This is a genomic window from Campylobacter sp. CNRCH_2015_0338h, assembly GCF_025772785.1.
Classification (GTDB): Bacteria; Campylobacterota; Campylobacteria; order Campylobacterales; family Campylobacteraceae; genus Campylobacter_D.
On record NZ_JAKMST010000005.1, the window covers coordinates 104,867 to 123,268 of the forward strand.

At 26.5% G+C, this 18,402-nt stretch carries 18 protein-coding genes; 6 read left to right on the forward strand and 12 right to left on the reverse strand.

The window, feature by feature from the left end:
• The first annotated feature begins 28 nt into the window (after window positions 1–28).
• Window positions 29–661 carry an FAD-dependent thymidylate synthase gene (gene thyX, locus L8X30_RS04955; protein WP_039617054.1) on the forward strand — a complete coding sequence of 211 codons (633 nt, stop codon included), beginning with the start codon at window positions 29–31 and terminating at the stop codon, window positions 659–661.
• Window positions 662–674: 13 nt separating this feature from the next.
• Here thyX and L8X30_RS04960 read toward each other — a convergent pair whose 3' ends face one another.
• From L8X30_RS04960 to dnaA, 7 genes are all read right to left on the reverse strand, one after another.
• Window positions 675–884, reverse strand: coding sequence for an alkylphosphonate utilization protein (locus L8X30_RS04960; protein ID WP_039617052.1), 210 nt, complete (start codon window positions 882–884; stop codon window positions 675–677).
• A 9-nt stretch (window positions 885–893) separates the two neighbouring features.
• Window positions 894–1,541: a porin family protein gene (locus tag L8X30_RS04965; RefSeq protein ID WP_263679300.1), complete on the reverse strand. Its 648-nt coding sequence runs from the start codon at window positions 1,539–1,541 to the stop codon at window positions 894–896.
• Between the two features lie 53 nt (window positions 1,542–1,594).
• Window positions 1,595–1,981 (reverse strand): preQ(1) synthase, encoded by a 387-nt coding sequence (queF, locus tag L8X30_RS04970; protein WP_263663678.1) that lies wholly within the window; start codon window positions 1,979–1,981, stop codon window positions 1,595–1,597.
• A gap of 16 nt (window positions 1,982–1,997) precedes the next feature.
• A complete protein-coding gene (locus L8X30_RS04975) occupies window positions 1,998–2,990 on the reverse strand; it encodes an adenosine deaminase (RefSeq protein ID WP_263679302.1) in 993 nt (330 codons plus the stop codon).
• Window positions 2,991–2,998: 8 nt separating this feature from the next.
• On the reverse strand, window positions 2,999–5,317 hold the full coding sequence (gene gyrB, locus L8X30_RS04980; RefSeq protein ID WP_263679304.1) for a DNA topoisomerase (ATP-hydrolyzing) subunit B: 2,319 nt from the start codon (window positions 5,315–5,317) through the stop codon (window positions 2,999–3,001).
• A gap of 9 nt (window positions 5,318–5,326) precedes the next feature.
• Complete coding sequence (gene dnaN, locus L8X30_RS04985; protein ID WP_263679305.1) at window positions 5,327–6,394, reverse strand: DNA polymerase III subunit beta; 1,068 nt, start codon at window positions 6,392–6,394, stop codon at window positions 5,327–5,329.
• Between the two features lie 132 nt (window positions 6,395–6,526).
• Window positions 6,527–7,855: a chromosomal replication initiator protein DnaA gene (gene dnaA / locus L8X30_RS04990; RefSeq protein ID WP_263679306.1), complete on the reverse strand. Its 1,329-nt coding sequence runs from the start codon at window positions 7,853–7,855 to the stop codon at window positions 6,527–6,529.
• Between the two features lie 122 nt (window positions 7,856–7,977).
• Between dnaA and ruvC the strand changes: the two genes are divergently transcribed.
• Window positions 7,978–8,454 (forward strand): crossover junction endodeoxyribonuclease RuvC, encoded by a 477-nt coding sequence (ruvC, locus tag L8X30_RS04995; protein WP_039619511.1) that lies wholly within the window; start codon window positions 7,978–7,980, stop codon window positions 8,452–8,454.
• A 2-nt stretch (window positions 8,455–8,456) separates the two neighbouring features.
• Here the strand turns inward: ruvC and L8X30_RS05000 are convergent, their stop codons facing one another.
• Window positions 8,457–9,089 (reverse strand): hypothetical protein, encoded by a 633-nt coding sequence (locus tag L8X30_RS05000; RefSeq protein ID WP_257938969.1) that lies wholly within the window; start codon window positions 9,087–9,089, stop codon window positions 8,457–8,459.
• Window positions 9,090–9,209: 120 nt separating this feature from the next.
• Between L8X30_RS05000 and L8X30_RS05005 the strand changes: the two genes are divergently transcribed.
• Complete coding sequence (locus L8X30_RS05005; RefSeq protein ID WP_263679307.1) at window positions 9,210–9,830, forward strand: DUF305 domain-containing protein; 621 nt, start codon at window positions 9,210–9,212, stop codon at window positions 9,828–9,830.
• A 501-nt stretch (window positions 9,831–10,331) separates the two neighbouring features.
• On the opposite strand, the gene L8X30_RS05010 is transcribed toward L8X30_RS05005, so the two are convergent.
• Window positions 10,332–10,793: a hypothetical protein gene (locus L8X30_RS05010; protein ID WP_263679309.1), complete on the reverse strand. Its 462-nt coding sequence runs from the start codon at window positions 10,791–10,793 to the stop codon at window positions 10,332–10,334.
• A 515-nt stretch (window positions 10,794–11,308) separates the two neighbouring features.
• Here L8X30_RS05010 and L8X30_RS05015 point away from each other — a divergent pair.
• On the forward strand, window positions 11,309–12,697 hold the full coding sequence (locus L8X30_RS05015; RefSeq protein ID WP_263679310.1) for a site-specific DNA-methyltransferase: 1,389 nt from the start codon (window positions 11,309–11,311) through the stop codon (window positions 12,695–12,697).
• Window positions 12,697–14,715, forward strand: a complete 2,019-nt coding sequence (locus L8X30_RS05020; RefSeq protein ID WP_263679311.1) for a DEAD/DEAH box helicase — start codon at window positions 12,697–12,699, stop codon at window positions 14,713–14,715. The genes L8X30_RS05015 and L8X30_RS05020 overlap by 1 nt, the downstream gene beginning before the upstream one ends.
• Window positions 14,716–14,803: 88 nt before the next feature.
• Here the strand turns inward: L8X30_RS05020 and L8X30_RS05025 are convergent, their stop codons facing one another.
• Window positions 14,804–15,787, reverse strand: a complete 984-nt coding sequence (locus L8X30_RS05025) for an AAA family ATPase (protein WP_214135434.1) — start codon at window positions 15,785–15,787, stop codon at window positions 14,804–14,806.
• Window positions 15,784–16,002, reverse strand: a complete 219-nt coding sequence (locus L8X30_RS05030) for a DNA-binding protein (protein ID WP_263679314.1) — start codon at window positions 16,000–16,002, stop codon at window positions 15,784–15,786. The genes L8X30_RS05025 and L8X30_RS05030 overlap by 4 nt, the downstream gene beginning before the upstream one ends.
• A gap of 112 nt (window positions 16,003–16,114) precedes the next feature.
• Between L8X30_RS05030 and L8X30_RS05035 the strand changes: the two genes are divergently transcribed.
• A complete protein-coding gene (locus L8X30_RS05035; RefSeq protein ID WP_002871903.1) occupies window positions 16,115–16,774 on the forward strand; it encodes a helix-turn-helix domain-containing protein in 660 nt (219 codons plus the stop codon).
• Window positions 16,775–17,065: 291 nt separating this feature from the next.
• Here L8X30_RS05035 and L8X30_RS05040 read toward each other — a convergent pair whose 3' ends face one another.
• Entirely contained in the window at window positions 17,066–18,340 is a 1,275-nt protein-coding gene (locus L8X30_RS05040) for a tyrosine-type recombinase/integrase (protein WP_263679315.1), read from the reverse strand.
• Window positions 18,341–18,402: the final 62 nt, after the last annotated feature.

The following is an 18,402-nucleotide window of genomic DNA, read 5'->3' on the forward strand; positions in this document are numbered from 1 at the left end:
ATTCAATTATTTTTGAAGGAATTTTTCGATGAAAATCACATTATTAAACCATACTCCACTTTCTGTATGCTCTCATGCGACAAGAACATGTTGGCAAAGTTTTGACAAAGGCGATTGTGGTGGTGAAAAAGATAAAGAATTAATAGATCGTGTGGGAAATAAATTCAAACATGCTTCAACCTTAGAGCATTTAAACTATACTTTTTATATACAAGGTATTTCAAGAGCATGCTTACAAGAAGTTGCAAGACACCGCCACACTAGTCCTAGTGTAAAAAGCACAAGATATACTTTAAAAGAACTAAGAAATGAAAGTGAATTTAAAGAAAATGACTTTGAAAATGCTAAAAGATACTTGGTATTAACTGGAAATGAAGTAGTAGATAATGCAAGTATTAAAGCTTTAGAAAATTTGCGTTTGATTTTGCAAAATAGCATTAGTTTAGACATAGCAAAATACTGCTTACCAGAAAGCTATAAAACAGAATTAACTTTAACGATTAATGCAAGAAGTTTGCAAAATTTTATTACTCTAAGAAGCTCAAAATCAGCTCTTTGGGAGATAAGACAACTCGCAAATGCTTTATTTGAAAATTTGCCTGAGGAACATCAATTTATTTTTAAACATTGTGTTTATCAAGAAGAAAATTCCCAAGATTGATTGGGAATTTTTACTATATTTTTTTAAGAAATTCAGTTTTTAAAACAATCACACCAAATTTATCTACTTTAGCTTCAATTTCAGTGTCTTTGTTTGTAAGTTTAATATTTTTTATAGTCGTGCCACGCTTTAAAGTAGTGCTTGCACCTTTAACCTTTAAATCTTTCACAACACTTACACTATCACCTGCATTAAGCTCGGTTCCATTTGCATCTTTTGGCATGAATTCTCCTTAAAATTTATAAGTATATCCTAGATATAAACCATAATTTGTTTGTTTAGGATCGTAAAAGTTTGAACCTACCATATTTTGATAAAAATTTCTTGTATTGTAATGAGTTTGCTCGGCTTTAAAACCAAACTCAATTTCATTTGCTTGATTTAACTCATATAAAGCACCGATTTTTGCCCCATACGTATAACCATCAAAGTCTTGAGATAAAGATAAAAAGCTTGTTTTTAAAGTCATATCCGTTCTTGCATAACCACCATATACACCTAAAACTGCTCTTGTTTTTTCAAAAATTTTTGGAGTAAAATCATAACCAAGTAAAAACTTATGTGTGGTAAATTCTCCATCAATTTTTAATCTTGTAGTATTGATTACATCACTAAATTCACTTGAGTAATTATAAGCACCATAAAGTCTATGATTTTCACTAAAACGATAACCAACTCTTAAACCAAAAACAGGAACATCACCTTCTAAATCACCGTTATATTTAATATTTTTTGTTTTACTATGATCAAGATCAGATTTTACCTTAGTATGAAACCATCCCGCATCAATACCTAAAAGTAAACCTGAATTTTCATCTGCTAAAGCTAAATTTGAAACCAAAGCAACACTTGCAACTAGACTAAATAATTTTAATTTCATATTTTCCTCCTTTAAAATAAGACTTAATATATCTTTTTATTTTTAATAAAAATTTAATTTTGTGGCACTACTAAATCAGATCTGCATTCAATCACAGTATGCACATTACCACGAGGGTTAAAATCACCTACTACTTTTATCCATTTTGGATCAAGTTTATCTTTTAAAGTATTGTAAATTTCATTAATACTTGCTTCATGTGAAACATTTCTATACATAAAGGTATTGATATAAAGTTTGATTGCTTTAAGTTCTACTACTAATTTATTTGGAATATATTCTAAGTAAATAGTAGCAAAATCAGGATACCCGCTACGTGGACAACAACACATAAATTCAGGCAAAGTGATTTTAATCACATAATCATTTTTAGCATCATTTGGCCAAACTTCCATATTTTCTACACTAAATTCTTTGATTTCTTTTTCACCATATCTCATTTTTTATCCTTATAAATTAATTTTGTTCTTTTATTAAATTTTTAATTTTTTCTTTCTCTGTTTTTTGTAAAAAAGAAGCATTTACAGCATTAATACAAAGTTTTTTAACCTCATCTTTACTAAGCTTAAAAGTTTCATCTAAGGCTATAAAATTTTCTAAGATATATCCACCAAAATACGCAGGATCATCTGAATTTACACAAACACAAAGATTTTGTTTTAAAAGTTTTAAAATATTATGTTCTTGCATATTTTGAAAAACTTTTAATTTTATATTTGATAAAGGACACATTGTTAGTGGAATTTGACTTTTTGCTAATTGTTTTACAAGCTCTAAATCTTCTTCACATCTTACACCATGATCTATTCTACTTACACCAAGCTCTAAAGCTTGCTTGATATACTCACTACTTCCTTCTTCACCCGCATGCATAACTAACAAAAAACCTTCTTCTTTAGCTTTTTGAAATAAATTTTTAAATTTAAAAGGAGGATTATTGATTTCAGAACTATCAAGTCCTATGGCTTTGATTTTATCTTTATATAAACAAAGCTCATCTAAAGTTTTTAAACCCTCATCCTCACTTAAATGCCTTAAAATACAAGCAATTAAAAAACTTGAAATTCCAAATTCTTCTTTTGCTTTTTGTAAAGCTTGCCAAATTCCTTCTATAACATCTTTTAAAGGTATATTTCTAGTAGTATGAGTTTGAGGATCAAAGAAAATTTCAGTATGAACTACATTTTGTTCTTTACACTTTTTCATATAAGCAAAGGTTAAATCATAAAAATCTTGCTTGGTTTGTAAGACATTTGCACCTTGATAATATATATCTAAAAAATCTTGTAAATTTGAAAAATCATAAGCTTTTTTTATCTCATCTTCGCTTTTATATTTTAAAACAATGTTATTTCTTTTAGCTAATTCAAACATCATTTTAGGCTCTAATGAGCCTTCAATGTGTAAGTGTAATTCTACTTTTGGGACATTTTGTAAAAAAGTTTTCATTTTAAAAATCAAACATCTAAATGTTTAACATCTTTAGCATGAGCTTGTATGTACTCACGGCGTGGTTCTACATCATCACCCATGAAAAGGTTGAAAGTATCATTTGCTCTTTGAGCATCTTCTATGGTAATTTTTAATAAACGACGATTACTTGGATCCATAGTTGTTTCCCAAAGTTGTTCAGGATTCATCTCACCAAGACCTTTATAGCGTTGTATATAAGCACCTTTTTTAGCATTTTTTTCAACTTCATCTAAAATTTCTAAAATGTCTTTATCAAATTTTAAATCTCTATCTTTGATTTTTTGATAAATATAATTTGCCTCTTCATATAAAGGATTAGCAAATAAATCATCATTGATGATAAGCTCTTCTAAACCATTTTCAGTTTGTACATATACACGAATTTCATTTTCATTGATGTATGAATTTAAGATATTGTGATTTTGTTTTTCTAAAAATTCTTTTATGACTTTAAATAATTCTTCATTAGAAGCTTTTATTAAATCAGGATTTTCTATCAAATACCTAATCACTGAAATTACATTAAATCTTTTTTCTAATTCTTTTAAAACACTTCTATAAGCTGCAACGATTTTTAGAAAATCTTTTAAATCATTTAATCCTATGCCCTCATAAGTAGAACTTTCTATACCTGTTTCGATCAAATAATCATTTAAAGCTTTTTCATCTTTTAGATAAATTTCTTTTTTCTGGCCTTTTTTATAGCGGTATAAAGGTGGTTGAGCTAAATAAATATGTCCATTTGTTACAAGATCATTCATAAAGCGGAAGAAAAATGTCAAAAGTAAAGTTTGTATGTGAGAACCATCCACATCAGCATCGGTCATGATAATGATTTTATGATATCTTAGTTTTTCTATATCAAACTCATCACCGATCCCACAACCAAAAGCTGTGATCATATTTTGAATTTGTTCACTTTTTAAAATTTTATCAAGTCTTGCTTTTTCAACATTGAGTATTTTACCTCTTAAAGGTAAAATCGCCTGGAAAGTTCTTTCTCTACCTTGTTTTGCAGAACCTCCCGCACTATCACCCTCAACCAAATAAATTTCACTTTCACTTGGATCTTTACTTTGACAATCAGCTAATTTTCCTGGTAAAGTCCCTACACTTAAACTTTCTTTTTTTCGGGTTAATTCTCTAGCTTTTTTAGCTGCTTCTCTACCACGAGCTGCCATTAAAGCTTTATTCATGATAGCTTTTGCTTCGATAGGATTTTCTTCAAAGTATTTTGTCAAATACTCAAAAGAAGCCTTAGAAACTATAGGTCTAACATAGCTTGAACCTAATTTTCCTTTAGTTTGTCCTTCAAATTGCGGTTCAGGTACTTTAACACTTACTACTGCTATCAAACCTTCTCTTACATCATCACCTGTGATTTTAGAATCTTTTTCTCTAGCACTAGCATTTGCTTCAATGTAATTACTTATAACACGAGTTAAGCCCATTCTAAAACCTGCTTCGTGCGTTCCACCATCTGGAGTTTTAATATTATTTACAAAAGAAAGTAAATTTTCACTGTAACTATCATTATAAAGCAATGCTACTTCGACATTTACATCTTCTTCATCTACATTGAAAAATATGGCTTTAGTTAAAGCTTGTTTTTTATTTAAATCTGTAACAAACTGACTTATACCACCTTCAAAATGAAAACTTTCTGCTTTTCCTACGCGGTTATCTTTAAAATTTATAGTAATTTTTGGATTTAAATATGCAAGTTCACGAAATCTTTTAGCTAAAATTTCATAATCAAAATCAGTCACTTCGAAAATTTGATCATCTGGCCAAAATTCTATGATTGTCCCTGTTTTTTTACTTTTACCTATGGTTTCAAAATTACTTGTGACTTTACCTTCTGAAAATTCTTGTCTGTAAATTTCTCCATCTCTATGTACTGTAGCAACTAATTTTTTTGATAAAGCATTTACAACGCTTACACCAACCCCGTGTAAACCACCTGAAACTTTATAAGTATCTTTATCAAATTTTCCACCTGCATGAAGTACGGTTAAAACTACAGTTAAAGTAGGTATATTTTCAGTAGGGTGAATTCCCACAGGAATTCCTCTACCATTATCACTTACTATACAAGAGCCTTCTGTAGTAATTTCTACATTGATTGTATCACAAAAACCTGCCATAGCTTCATCGATAGAATTATCTACTACTTCATAAATCATATGATGAAGACCGCCTATGTTGGTATCACCTATATACATACCAGGGCGTTTTCTAACAGCTTCTAAGCCTTTTAAAACTTTAATATTTCCTGCGCCGTAATTTTGATTTTCTTGCATTTATTTTCCTTATAAAATAACTGGCATAATTACAGTTTGTAATTCTTCACTTGAAACTAAAAATGCCATATGAGGTTCATTTATGCTAAGTTTAAATGTTTCACTTTCAATAGAATTTAAAAAGTCAGTGATGAATTTATTTTTAATGCAAAGATTAAATTCCTCATCTATATTAAGTTCCATTTCAAGTTCAGTTTTTGCTTCCATATTATCTAAACTAATACCTTCAAATACAAGTTTATCTTTATGGAAATTTAATTTCATTTTTTCAGTAATTACATTGATTTTTTTCAATGCATCCATAAATTCTTCAGTTTTAAAAATAAATTCCTTTGTAATATTTTTTGGAATTACTCTTTCATAATCAGGGAATTTATCATTGATAAGTTTTGTAAAAAACTCAAAATTATCATTTTTTGCAATCAATATATTTTCATCATAATAAATTTCAATTTTTTCAAAAAAGATTTTTTGCATTTCTAAAATAGCTTTTTTGGGAATACAAAGGTTAAATTCTTTTTCATTTGTTTTATTAAGTGTGAAAACTGCTAAGCGTTTTGTATCTGTTCCTACGAAGCTAATGTGAGTAGTTTTTATATCAAGTAAAGCACCATTTAAAGAATACTTTGGATTATTTGTATCAACTGCAGGTAGGATTTTTTTCAAAGATCTACTTAAACCACTTGAATCAATATCAAATTTATCTTTTCCTTCTGTGCTTGGGAAATTTGGAAAATCTTCATAATTAAACATAGGAAGTTTATATTTAGTTCCTTTTTGTCTAATAAAAAGGAAATTTTCTATGGTTTCTAAGACTACATCTTCGTTATTTAAACTTTTTATAATATCTAAAATACTTTTAGCATTAGCAGTTGCAAAACCTGCACTTTCAACTTTGATTTTTTTGATTTTATAATTAATACCTATTTCATAATCACTTGCTCTTATGATTAATTTATCTTCAACCACTTCAAAAAGTAAGTGAGAAGCGATATTGCTTGAGTCTTTTTTATCTACATAAGAATTAGTTAAAACTATGGCAGATTCTAAAGTGTTTTTGTTAATGCTAATTTTCATTTTTACTTCCTTTATTTTTTAAATTTATTTTATCATAATAATAAGCAATGTGAAAATGTGAAATGCTTTTTAAAAGTCTTTTTTTATAGAAATTTTACTTATAGAATAAAATTTTTTGTTTTTCACTTTTATTCACAGGGTGCTTTTTATTTTTGTCAAAATTTTATTTCTTAATTCTTCTACTATGGCTTTTAAGTTTTCATTTTCACTCATTAGTTCTTGAATTTTTTTAATATTATGTGAAATGGCGGTGTGATCTTTCATATTAAAAAATCTAGCAAGTTGAGGCATAGACATAGTCGTAAGTTCTCTTGCTAAAAATATCACAACCCTTCTTGCCATAACGATATTTTGTGTTTTTTTATTTGATTTTATATCATTAGGTTTAAGATTATAACTTTTTGAAACATCAGCAAGTATGTCTTCAACACTAATATTTTCTTTTGTTTCTTTAATATGATCTTTCATAAAGCTTTTAACGATTTCTAAAGTGATTTCTTGGTTAAAAAGTCTTGCTTGGGCATTTAAATTTGTAATCATGCCTTCTATTTCTCGGATATTATCTCCCATTGAAGTAGCGATGTAGCTTATGACTTCAGGTTTGAGATAAATAGCATTAAATTCGCATTTTTTCTTGATAATTGCGATTTTTGTATCAAGTTGAGGTGGAGTGATATCTGCAATGATCCCATTTGCAAAACGACTTTTTAAGCGTTCTGTTATGCCCTTTAGCATATTTGGAGGATTGTCACTTGTCATGATGATTTGTCCAAATTTTTCTTTGATTTCATTAAAAGTGAAGAAAAATTCCTCTTGAATTTTGTCAGTTTTACCTAAAAACTGCACATCATCGATGAGTAAAACATCGCAATTTTTGTATTTTTCATGGAATTTACTCATGGTTTTGTTATTTAAATGCATAGTAAAATCATTGATAAAATTATCACTTGTAGCATAAATAACCTTATATCCATTATCCAAACACACATTTCCGACAGCTTGAAGCAAGTGAGTTTTTCCAAGTCCTGTAGGGCCATAGATAAAGATAGGGTTGTATAATTTTCCAAGTTTACTTTTATCGGTAATAGCTTTGCAAGTTGCATAGGCAAATTGATTAGAATCTCCTACAACAAAACTTTCAAAAGTAAAAGAAGGATTTAAAATAGTGCTTTGAAATTTAATCTGTGAAATATCTGTAGAAAAATGTTTTTTCTCTACCTTTTGATCATTTGTGATGATTTTAACTTGAGGGTTAATCCCTGTTTTTACTTCATAAAAATAAGCTAGTTTTTGTGCGTATTTTGTTTGTATAAATTTAGCCAAAAAATGATTTGGTGCTATAAATACTAAGATATTATTTTTACTTAATTTTTCACTAAATTGTAAGTGAGAAATGTAAGTATTGTATTCGTTATTGCTAATTTCAGTTTTAAATTCAAATAAAAAATCTTTTATATTCATTATTTTTCTTATAAATTATGATGTAAAACTTAAAATTCTAGCTTATTTTTTATAAAAAATGGTTAAAATTATTCACATAAAAATTTAAATTTCACATCTATGTGAATAAAAAGGTGAAAAGTTTGAAAGTTTTAGGGATAGATCCTGGTTCTAGGTATTGTGGATATGCTATTGTAGAAAGAATTAATAATAAAAATCAACTCATAGAAGCAGGGCTTATCAAAATCAAACCTAATGATTTGCAGTATCAAATCACAGAATTATGTGAAGGACTTGATTTAATCTTTAAAAATCATCAATTTGATGAGGTAGCTATAGAAGATATATTTTTTGCTTATAATCCAAAAACGGTTTTAAAACTAGCTCAATTTCGTGGAGCTTTGAGTTTAAAAATTTTACAAACTCATGGAGAATTTGCAGAATATACACCTTTGCAAGTGAAAAAAACCGTAACAGGTAAAGCAAAAGCTACTAAAGAGCAAGTAGCTTTCATGGTGAAAAGATTGCTTGGAATTTCAAAAGATATCAAGCCACTTGATATTACAGATGCTATTGCGGTGGCTTTGACGCATTTAGCAAATTTGAGAGTAAAAAAGTGATTTTACTTTCCATTTCCTATAAAATAAATTTCAACATCATGTAAAAGTTTTTCACATATAGCTGAATCAGTGCTTTTTTCTACTACTAGGTTGATGTGATTTTTGGTATCTCTAAAACTACCTGCAGATTTTGAATTTTTTAATTCTAATTTTTGATTATCTTTTAAATATTTGATAGTGATTACAAACTTATGTGCAGCACTTGCTTCGCCTAGATTAGTTTCTATTAAAACATTCATATTTGATGCTTTTGCTAGGGTTGCTTGGGTTTTATTAATCACTTCTTTCATTCTTCTATTGAGTTCTAAAATTCTTGAAATGAATTTATTATCTATACTTTCAAATGCAATTTTTAATTTATTCATGATTTCTTGATTAGTTGGTTTATCAGGAGCTACATACACCATATAAAGGCCGTTTTTAATATCTACTTTTGTGCTTTTTGTATCACGCCCACTACCAAAAATTTTAATATAAATGGCATTATCAAGATATACTCTATCTATCATAGGCCCATAAATTTCATATTCTCTTTTTCTTACGATTACTTCTCTTGCGGCTACTTGAATTTTTACTGAACAATCATGAATTATAGGTTCCATTTCTTTTTTTATCTCAAGTAGTTCTCTAAGCATTTTCCATCCTTGTGTATTTTTAAATAAATTATAACAAAAAAAAATTGAATTTTTTTGTTAATTTTAGTTTGTGATATTTTTATATATTTTTGATTTTAAATTAAAAGTTTAAGGAAAAAAATGAAAATAAAAACTATAGTTTCAAGTTTAGTTTTGGCAAGTGCTTTATTTGCTGCAAATTCTCACCATGCTCATCATGGAGCTTCTGGAAGTATTTCATCACAAATCATGATGAGTATGCATGAACCTATGATGAAAAATCCTTTAGTACAAAGTAATGACATAGAAAGAGATTTTTTAGCTAATATGATTTCACATCATCAAGGTGCTATTGACTCATCTAAGATTTTGTTAGAACATACAAAAAGTGAAGAGATGAAAAAAATCGCTCAAAATATCATCAAAGCTCAAGAAAAAGAAATTCAAGAATTTCAAGAAATTCTAGATAAAAATCTTTATACAAAAACTCAAATTGATGAAGAAACTTATAAAAAATTCGTTCAAGAAGAAAAAGAGTTAATGCAAAAAATAATGATTTTAATGAGCTCGGTTAAAGAAAGCAAAAATATTAACAAAGACTTTTTAGAAGCGATGATAGCACATCATCAAGGCGCGGTAGATGCTTCAAAACAAATTTTATTTTATTCTAAAGACAAAACTATCACTGATATAGCGAAAAAAATCATTTTAGATCAAGAAAAAGAAATCCAAGAATTTACAAATTTATTAAAATATATGTAGTGAATTGATCGAAAGAAATAAAAAATGGTCCGATTGAGTTTTAACTAATATTTATAAAGGCTTATTTTTAGATATTTGCAGTTTTTTATATTTTTTAAAGAACCCCAAAAAGAACCCTATTTAAAATATAAAAAGGGGAGGGTCACTCGAATACGCCACTATCCCCCTCTAATAAAATTATATCTTCTTATTTTAATAAGAAGATTAAAAAATAAGCCAAAATTTTAAAGTAAAGCTATTTGTAGAATTTTTAATGCAGGTTAATCAAAGGAGAGGGTCTCATTCCGCCACTATCCTCCTCTGATGAGATTATTATAACTTTTTATCCTGATAATTTAATAAGAAAATTTTTTATTTTTCTTTTTGGTTCTTTTTATTCTCTTTTTAATTTTTATAAAAATAGAATAAAGCTACATTTTATAGTAGTATTATATTAATTACAATACATACTTTTTAAGTATTTATGCATTCTGTGATTTATTGATAGTTCTAAATTACTAACTAATTTAAATTTTTTATTTCATGTTGTAAATCCATGATTTGTGTTTGTAATTTCCAGTAGTCATCGTTAATATTTTTTTCTAGTTTTTGTACTTTATCTTCTTGCATGGTTTCTTGAAAAAGTGGAGAATAAAGTTGAGGATTTGTTTTTATATAATAGTTCAAATCTATTTCTGCTTCTTGTAATATTTCCATAGTAGTTAAACCATTTTCTATTTGTTTTTTTGAATTTGCACTAGATAAAATTTCAATTTCCATTTTTTCCTGTGGCAATACCAAAGTTATTAGATCTGACATTCCTAAAGTTTTGATTGTATTTGGATAATTTTCAGCCCATCTTTCTAATATTTTTAAAGCATAGTGAGAAATTTGTTTATTTATCCATAAGTTATAAATTTGATGAAATGATGTTTCATTTAAAATAGATTCTAGTTTTTTTATATTTGGATAATTAAAATTCATAACATTCCTTTTTTTGATTTTTATTTAATTACAAGTATAAAATATTTTGTCTTATAAATATAAAAATTAAGATGAAAATTTTAGTAAAAGCAGGATAGCTATTTACTCCAAAAAATGACACCATTTTTTAAGTAAATAACAAAATATTCTCTGCGAGGCTCATAGAAAAAATGATTTTTTGAGATTATTTTTTTAATTTATGATTTGTAATTTTTATGTATATCTAAAAATATTTTAAATAATTATCTTATGTATTTTTATTATAATTTCACAAAATAAATATCATGATTTTACTCAACAAATGAATAGTAATTTATTAGATAATAATTTAAGAAAGGCGTAAAATGGAAAGAAATGAATTGCAAAGCTTACAAGAATTAAAAGAAGAAGAAAAAATAAAAATTTTAGATCGTGCAAGTAATGGTATATTAGAAAACTAAAATGCAGATTTTCTAATAAAACTTATCGATAATGCAGAAAACAAAACAGAAGTTTTAAAGATATCAGCTCTAGGCATGACTTATAAAAGAACAGGTTTTCATTTTGATGTGCGTTTAGAGAAAAACGAAGGACAAACAATAAGATATTTAAAAAAGAATGAAAATCTTAGTTTTGATCAAGGTGGAATTACTCATAAACTTATAATAGGCGATAATTATCCTGCTCTTTTAAATCTTTTAATTAACTACAAAAATAAAATTAAAGTAATTTATATAGATCCACCTTATGGAAAAGATGATTTAGGTGAATTTGCACAAACTAATTACAACAATGCAATCACAAGAGATAATTTGCTTTCTATGCTTTATCCAAGATTAATACTAGCAAGACAACTTTTAAAAGATGATGGTGTTATTTTTTGTAGTATTGATGATAGAAATCAAGCTTATGTTAAATGTTTGTTTGATGAAGTTTTTGGGGAAGAAAATTTTTGTGGAAATATTGTTTGGCAAAAAAAGAAAGGAGGTGGACAAGACTCTCAATATTTTGCTAAAGAGCATGAATATATTTTATGTTATAAGAAAAATACATGGATTATAAATAATAAAACCGAAAAATTTAGTGAAGAAAATTTTAATAAAATAATTAATAATAGAAAAGCTTCTTTAACTAAACTTGAAAAATGGGGTATAGGAGCATTAATGGAAGATGCACCCAGTCTTTATTATCCAATAAAAGATCCAAATAATAATGATTTTTATCCTATGGCACCAAATGGACAAAAAGGACGTTGGAGAAAAAAACCCGAAAACTTAGATGCAGATCATATATTTTGGAAGGAAAATTCAAAAGGTAGACTAACGCCATATGAAGTAGTATATTTTGATGAAGTTGATGTCAGAATAGTAAAAACGAGAACTATATTTACAGATTATGGAACAACAACAGATGCAACAAAAGAAATTCAAAAAATTTTTGGAAACAAAATTTTTGACACACCAAAGCCTGTATCTTTAATTAAACATATTATTGATATATCTACAGATTTAGATGATGATATTATCCTAGACTTCTTTGCGGGTAGTGGAACTACAGGACATGCTGTTTTGGAATTAAACAAACAAGATGGTGGTAATAGACAATTTATTTTAGTTACTAATAATGAAATAACAGATTCAAATCCAAATGGAATTGCCTTAGATGTTACTTCAAAGCGTTTAAAAAGAATCATGAGTGGAGAATGTTATGATAAAAGTAAAGATTTTAAATGGTTAGAAAAAAATACTTCTTATGGAGATAGCTTAGAAGTTAGTGAAATTCAAAGTATTGCTTCAAGCGATCATTCAGTTTTTGAAAAAATAGATGAAAAACTTTATGGAAAAGTTTTTGAAAATATCCGTGATAAAATAGAATGGATATGTAAAGAATTTGAGCTAACTTGCAGAAAAATAGAAGGCGAATGATGAAACAAGAAATTATAGAATTACAAAATGAAGTTGTAAGTTCCTTGTTTAATTTAGCTATGCAAGGGAAAGAAAATATCACCTTAAAAGCACCCACTGGAAGTGGTAAAACATACATGATGGCAAGTTTGATGAATAAAATGCTAGAAATCGATGATGATTTTATTTTTATAGTTTCTACTCTCTCTAAAGGAAATTTAGCAGGACAAAATTTTGAAAGTTTTGTAAATTTATCTTTAAATACTTTTACAAGATTAAACCCTTTTTACATTAGTAGTGGTGCAGAAAATACAAAAAATACAGAATATAGTCTATATATTGATATAAATCATAATGTGTTTGTTTTACCTACCTCACAATATACTAAAGCAAGTAGAATTAATAAAGAAAAAAGCTTATTAGTATTTTTAGAAACTTGCAAAAATCTAGGTAAAAAAATAATTTTAATAAGAGATGAAAGCCATATAGCTACAAATCAGCTAAATGAGTTATCAAATTATTTTACTCAAGTTATTAACTTTTCAGCTACTCCTAAAAATGATCAATTTGATGTTTGTATATCAGAAAATGACGCTGTTAGTGCAAATTTGATTAAAAAAGTGGAATATATAGAAGATGAAGAAGATTTAGAAAGTGGATTAAGCAAAGCTTTAGATAAATTTAAAAGCATTAAAGCAGTTTATAATAAAGAAGGGATAGTTCCTGCTTTTATAATACAAATTTCTAATCAAAATAATGCAGAATATGAAATGGAAATCATCAAAAAAGTTTTGAAAGAAAAAGATTTAAAATGGGTATGTTTTGTAGAAAAAGAAAATGGCTATGAAAGTAATAGTAGATTAGAAAAAGTAAAAAATAAAATCCTGTGGCAAAACTATATTAAACAAAGTGATTTTCCTATTGATGTTGTAATCTTTAAAATGGTTATAACAGAAGGCTTTGATATGCCTAGAGCTTGTATGCTTTATCAAGTTAGAAATTCGCAATCTAAACAACTTGATGAGCAAGTTATTGGGCGTATAAGGCGTAATCCTTGTTTAACATATTTTGAAAAATTAGATAAAAATACTCAAGAAATTTTTAGTACAGCTTATGTTTATGGTATAAAACCTAAAGAAGATCAAAATAAACGCACAATAGTAAAATTAAAGGGTGAAATTAATAAAGGTTTATTTGAAAACGAAATAATTAAAGAATTTGCTCTATTTAAAATCACTGTTCTTAGAGAGGTTGCTTTAGATGATATAGATATATCAGATTGTATTAACAATGATATAGAATACTATAATGAGTCTATTTTTAAAGCTTATAAAAAATTTCAATCTTATAGTGATAAAGTAAAAGAAAAGCAAAGAGAATTTGTTACAGATTTTAATAAATGGTTTGTGTTTAATGCTAATTTAGATAATATCAGCAATAAAGTAAGTTCTGTTGTTGAAGATTATGAAAAATATGGAGATGTAGTTGAAGTTCAATTAAGAGATGATATTTATAGTTTTTTTGATAGCAATGGAAAGCCTGCTATAATTAATGATTGGATTTGGACTAATAAAGAAGATGAATTTCAATTTGATAGTGAAGCTGAAGAGAAATGGTTTAAAATTCTTAGCAAAATAAAAAACAAATGTTGTAAAACTATAGAAGTTGAAGGCGAACTGGTTTATTTATTTGGTAAGAATTTCATAGATAAATCAAATATTAAATTTGATTATTATCACACAAGAAAACACACAAGTTATCCTGACTTTATCTTTAAAGATAAGCAAAATAAAATTCATATTTTTGAAGTAAAAAGTGTAAATAAAAGTAGTTCTTCAAATATAGATGAGATTTCATATAAAGAAAAAATTAAAAAGCTAAAAGAAGCTTATATTTATGCAAGTGAAAAAACAGGGTATATTTTTTACCTTCCCGTGAAAATTGGTGATGATTGGAAAATATGGAAATGTGAAAATGGAGTGGTTGAGGAAAATATAACTGAAGAAATGTTTGTTGAATATATGAGAGGTAAAAAGTAGGGTAGGTTATTTTGATTTTTGTTAGCATGTGATAGTTCTTGAGTATGAACAAATAGTTTTACTTAAAGAACTATCAAATCAAGATTAATTACAATATCTTAAAAATTTTCTTCTTTCCACCTTTTTCTTGTGCTTCGTAAAAAATACTCCAATAAATGTTTTTATACTTATCTAGCAGTTTCCATAAAGCATTTCTCCCTACTATTTCTACATAATCTTGTTCAATTTTCTTTTTGATTTTACTTGCTAAATCTTGTTGACAAATACCATTTTTGTTTTCATTAAGAATTTCTTTAACGAGATTGAGGGTAATTTGTGTTTTATGATTTTCTGCGAATTCTAAATAATCTACAAATTCAAATTCTAAATTTAATGTGTTTATTTTAAATGCCTGAGATTTTGTAGCAAATCTTCTTTTTTGAGGCTCTAAAAGAATGACAAACTCTTCGTCTGCTTTAATATCTTTTTTATGTAAAAAATATCCTTCATCCACACTATCTAAAAAAGTTGTTGCACCTTTGTAGGCTTTATTATTTTCATCTGGTTTTTGTTTTGGTTGATGATGCAGAAAAATAATAGTAGCTCCATTATCTCTTATTTTTTGCAATTCATCAAAAACCTTAATCATTGTAAAGTCTTTATTAAAATCATCTTGAATAAAATTTCTAATACTATCAATTACAATTAATGTGTTTTTTAAATCTTTAGCTTTTTTTAAATCTCTAAAAAGACTAAACTTATTTGTATTGTTAGAAAAAAAATAATAAAAATTTGAACTTTTTAAAAATTCACTTCCTTTTCGCTCTTTCAATATTCTTTCATTATTGTCACCATCAAAATAAAATATACGATCTACTTTGTTATTATCAAGTAGATATTTACTTAAATATAACATAAAATAACTCTTACCGCTTCCTGCGCTAGCATAAAACATTACTAAAGACTGTTTTACAAGAAAACTATCTATCAACCATTCAAAATCAATGTTTTCTAGTTTTTCTATATTTACTTGCTTGAAATTCTTTTCAAAAACAATATCAAGTAGTAGCTTGTTGCTCTTTATAGAATTCATAAATTCCCTTTGACCATGTTTTTATCTAGCCATATTTCAATCTCACTTCTTTTATATAGAATTGTTTTTTCTAATTTAATAAAAGGCAAGGAGTTAGCTTGATTTTGATTTTTTTGCATACGCATTTTATATTGCTTACTAAGACTAATTCCAAATTCGCATTCTAATTGCTTAGGGGTTAAAAAATTTTTGTTTTTTGGTTCTATAATTTGCATGTACTATCCTTTATATTTTCATAAAATAATAATTTATTTTCTAAAAATTGTCAATAATTATCATTAAATTTTTTTATTTTCTTTAAAATTATTTTATTGTAGAATATATTTTATGAAAACGATAGGTGAAAAATTAAGAGATTTGCGTAATGCTTACGGATTAAGCCAAAGAGAATTTGGAGAAAAAGTAGGTATTACGAAAGGTAGTATCAATTCTTATGAAAACAATGTAAATTCCATTACTCAAGGTGCAAAATGGAAAATTTTGCAAGCAACAGGGATAGGGTTTGAATATTTTGATTCTGATATGACGCTAAGTGAGGCCTTTAAAAAATACAATATAGATATAAGTAAAAAACTTGAATTTAAGAAAATAGAAGAAAGTATTTGTGCTATATGTGATGGAGTTAAAAACTATATAGATGGAAAATATTTAGAAACATTTAATATAAAATCATTATTTTTAAATCATTTATTTGATGGTATGGGATATTTTGATTTGTGTTTTTTAAAAGTAAAACATAATGAATTAGAGCCTTATGCAAAAAATGGTGATATTTTAGTTGTATCAAGTAATAAAAATGCTGAAAATGGAGATAAAATCATCATTAATTACAAAGAAAATATTCTTATAGTTCAATATTTTCATGAGTTTGATAAAATAATACTTAAAACTATGAGTGGAGAAGAAATAAAATTTTATAATAGCGAATTTAGTGATTGTGTAGACATTTTAGCAATTATAAAAGGTAAATTTTATTTTGAAGTATGATTTATTTACTAAAGAGATAGAAATGAATAAAGGGCTTAGAATTCTTAAGCTTTACAATGAGTTAGGAAAGCTTTTATAAGGTAAAGAAGTATTGAATATTTAAAAAAATTATGTTAAACATTCTAAAAATTTGATAATCTAAAAAATTTGATTTTATGGATAATTTTCCTACAGAAAGTAAAAAGAAAATTTTATAATCTGTTTCAAGTTTTGTAATATAAGGTTTTGCACTCTTTTTAACGAAATTAAAAAGAGTATAAAAATAATTATGAGAAATAAAATATAATATATTTATATTCCTAAAAATTCTAAATTATTTAAATAATCATCATACCATTGTAAAAGTTTTCTTTTTTGAATGATGGTTGCTTTTTCTCTTTCATAAGAAAATTTTATTTGGTTAAGTTCTTTATGTGCTAAAACGCTTTCAATAACTTCTTCGCTAATATTTAATTTTAAGAGCTCTGCCTTATGTTGAGAGCAAATAGTTCTAAATGTAGCTCTAAAACCATGAGAACTAGCTCGCTTGTGCCATTTATTTTTACCTCCTAAATTTTTAATAGCTTTACCTATGCTATCTCTATTAATATGTCCTTGTATGGTTTGTGCAGGAAAAACAAAATCGCTAATTTCTCTGCTAAATAAAAATTGCTCTTTTAATACCTTAATCATTGTTTTTGTAAGTGGAATTTCATGTGCAATTTTTGTTTTTGTTTCATTTGCTGGTATAGTCCAAATTTGTTTTTCAAAATCAATATTAGCCCATTTTACACTAGCAGTGTTAAAAGGTCTATTGATACTAAGAATTTGTAAATACAAAGCCCTTTTTGTTTGTTTTTCCATTCTATTATCTTGCTTTAGATCTTGAATAAATTCTTTTAAATCTTCTGATTGAATTAAGGCAGGGTATCTTGTATCTATATTATGGTTGTTTTGAAATCTTTTAGGGGAAGCAAAGTTATCTTTTAAGCCATCGCTAGGATCAAAATCAATATATCTATCTTTTAAGGCTATTCTAAAAATACCCTGAACATGATTGATTAAACGGTGTATGGTTTCTAACCTACTTGTATAAGGATTATTTGGATTATAAATAGCATTAAATATAGATAATAAATCACTATATTTTATGTTTTTTACATTTAAATTTCCTAAACTTGGCATGAGATATTTTTCTACCATTTGTATAATTTTTTTAACATAGCTATCGCTAAGACATTTTTTTTGTTTTTGATCTATATAAAGAATAAATAAGTTTTTAAACTTATATTTATCATTTCCATTTTTTAGTAATCGTATATCTTTACATTTTTCAAATTCTTTTAAAAACTGAATAGCTTCTTTTCTAGCTTCAGCTACACTATAAATTCCTTCTCTAAATTCTTTAAGTTTTGTATATTTGTCATTAATTTTAATACTAAAAGTTTTTTGGCCACTAGGATATACAAAAACATAAAGCTCTTTTGGATTACCTACAGCTTTTTTGTATCGTTTATCACTAGGTTTTAAATTTTTAATATCCTTATCTTGTAAGCTTTGTTTTGCTATGTTTGCCATTATTTTCATTTAAAGAACCCTATTAGGTTTTAAGAACCCTAATAATGACCTTAATTAATTGAAAATAATTA

Excerpts from the sequence above, each read along its gene's own strand:
- gyrB (WP_263679304.1), bottom strand. The coding sequence starts at position 5,317 with ATGCAAGAAAATCAAAATTACGGCGCAGGAAATATTAAAGTTTTAAAA.
- L8X30_RS05040 (WP_263679315.1), bottom strand. The coding sequence starts at position 18,340 with ATGAAAATAATGGCAAACATAGCAAAACAAAGCTTACAAGATAAGGAT.
- L8X30_RS05005 (WP_263679307.1), top strand. The coding sequence starts at position 9,210 with ATGAAAATAAAAACTATAGTTTCAAGTTTAGTTTTGGCAAGTGCTTTA.
- L8X30_RS05035 (WP_002871903.1), top strand. The coding sequence starts at position 16,115 with ATGAAAACGATAGGTGAAAAATTAAGAGATTTGCGTAATGCTTACGGA.
- L8X30_RS05025 (WP_214135434.1), bottom strand. The coding sequence starts at position 15,787 with ATGAATTCTATAAAGAGCAACAAGCTACTACTTGATATTGTTTTTGAA.
- L8X30_RS05020 (WP_263679311.1), top strand. The coding sequence starts at position 12,697 with ATGAAACAAGAAATTATAGAATTACAAAATGAAGTTGTAAGTTCCTTG.
- L8X30_RS04965 (WP_263679300.1), bottom strand. The coding sequence starts at position 1,541 with ATGAAATTAAAATTATTTAGTCTAGTTGCAAGTGTTGCTTTGGTTTCA.
- thyX (WP_039617054.1), top strand. The coding sequence starts at position 29 with ATGAAAATCACATTATTAAACCATACTCCACTTTCTGTATGCTCTCAT.
- L8X30_RS05015 (WP_263679310.1), top strand. The coding sequence starts at position 11,309 with ATGACTTATAAAAGAACAGGTTTTCATTTTGATGTGCGTTTAGAGAAA.
- L8X30_RS05010 (WP_263679309.1), bottom strand. The coding sequence starts at position 10,793 with ATGAATTTTAATTATCCAAATATAAAAAAACTAGAATCTATTTTAAAT.
- L8X30_RS05030 (WP_263679314.1), bottom strand. The coding sequence starts at position 16,002 with ATGCAAATTATAGAACCAAAAAACAAAAATTTTTTAACCCCTAAGCAA.
- L8X30_RS05000 (WP_257938969.1), bottom strand. The coding sequence starts at position 9,089 with ATGCTTAGAGAACTACTTGAGATAAAAAAAGAAATGGAACCTATAATT.
- queF (WP_263663678.1), bottom strand. The coding sequence starts at position 1,981 with ATGAGATATGGTGAAAAAGAAATCAAAGAATTTAGTGTAGAAAATATG.
- L8X30_RS04960 (WP_039617052.1), bottom strand. The coding sequence starts at position 884 with ATGCCAAAAGATGCAAATGGAACCGAGCTTAATGCAGGTGATAGTGTA.
- dnaN (WP_263679305.1), bottom strand. The coding sequence starts at position 6,394 with ATGAAAATTAGCATTAACAAAAACACTTTAGAATCTGCCATAGTTTTA.
- L8X30_RS04975 (WP_263679302.1), bottom strand. The coding sequence starts at position 2,990 with ATGAAAACTTTTTTACAAAATGTCCCAAAAGTAGAATTACACTTACAC.
- dnaA (WP_263679306.1), bottom strand. The coding sequence starts at position 7,855 with ATGAATATAAAAGATTTTTTATTTGAATTTAAAACTGAAATTAGCAAT.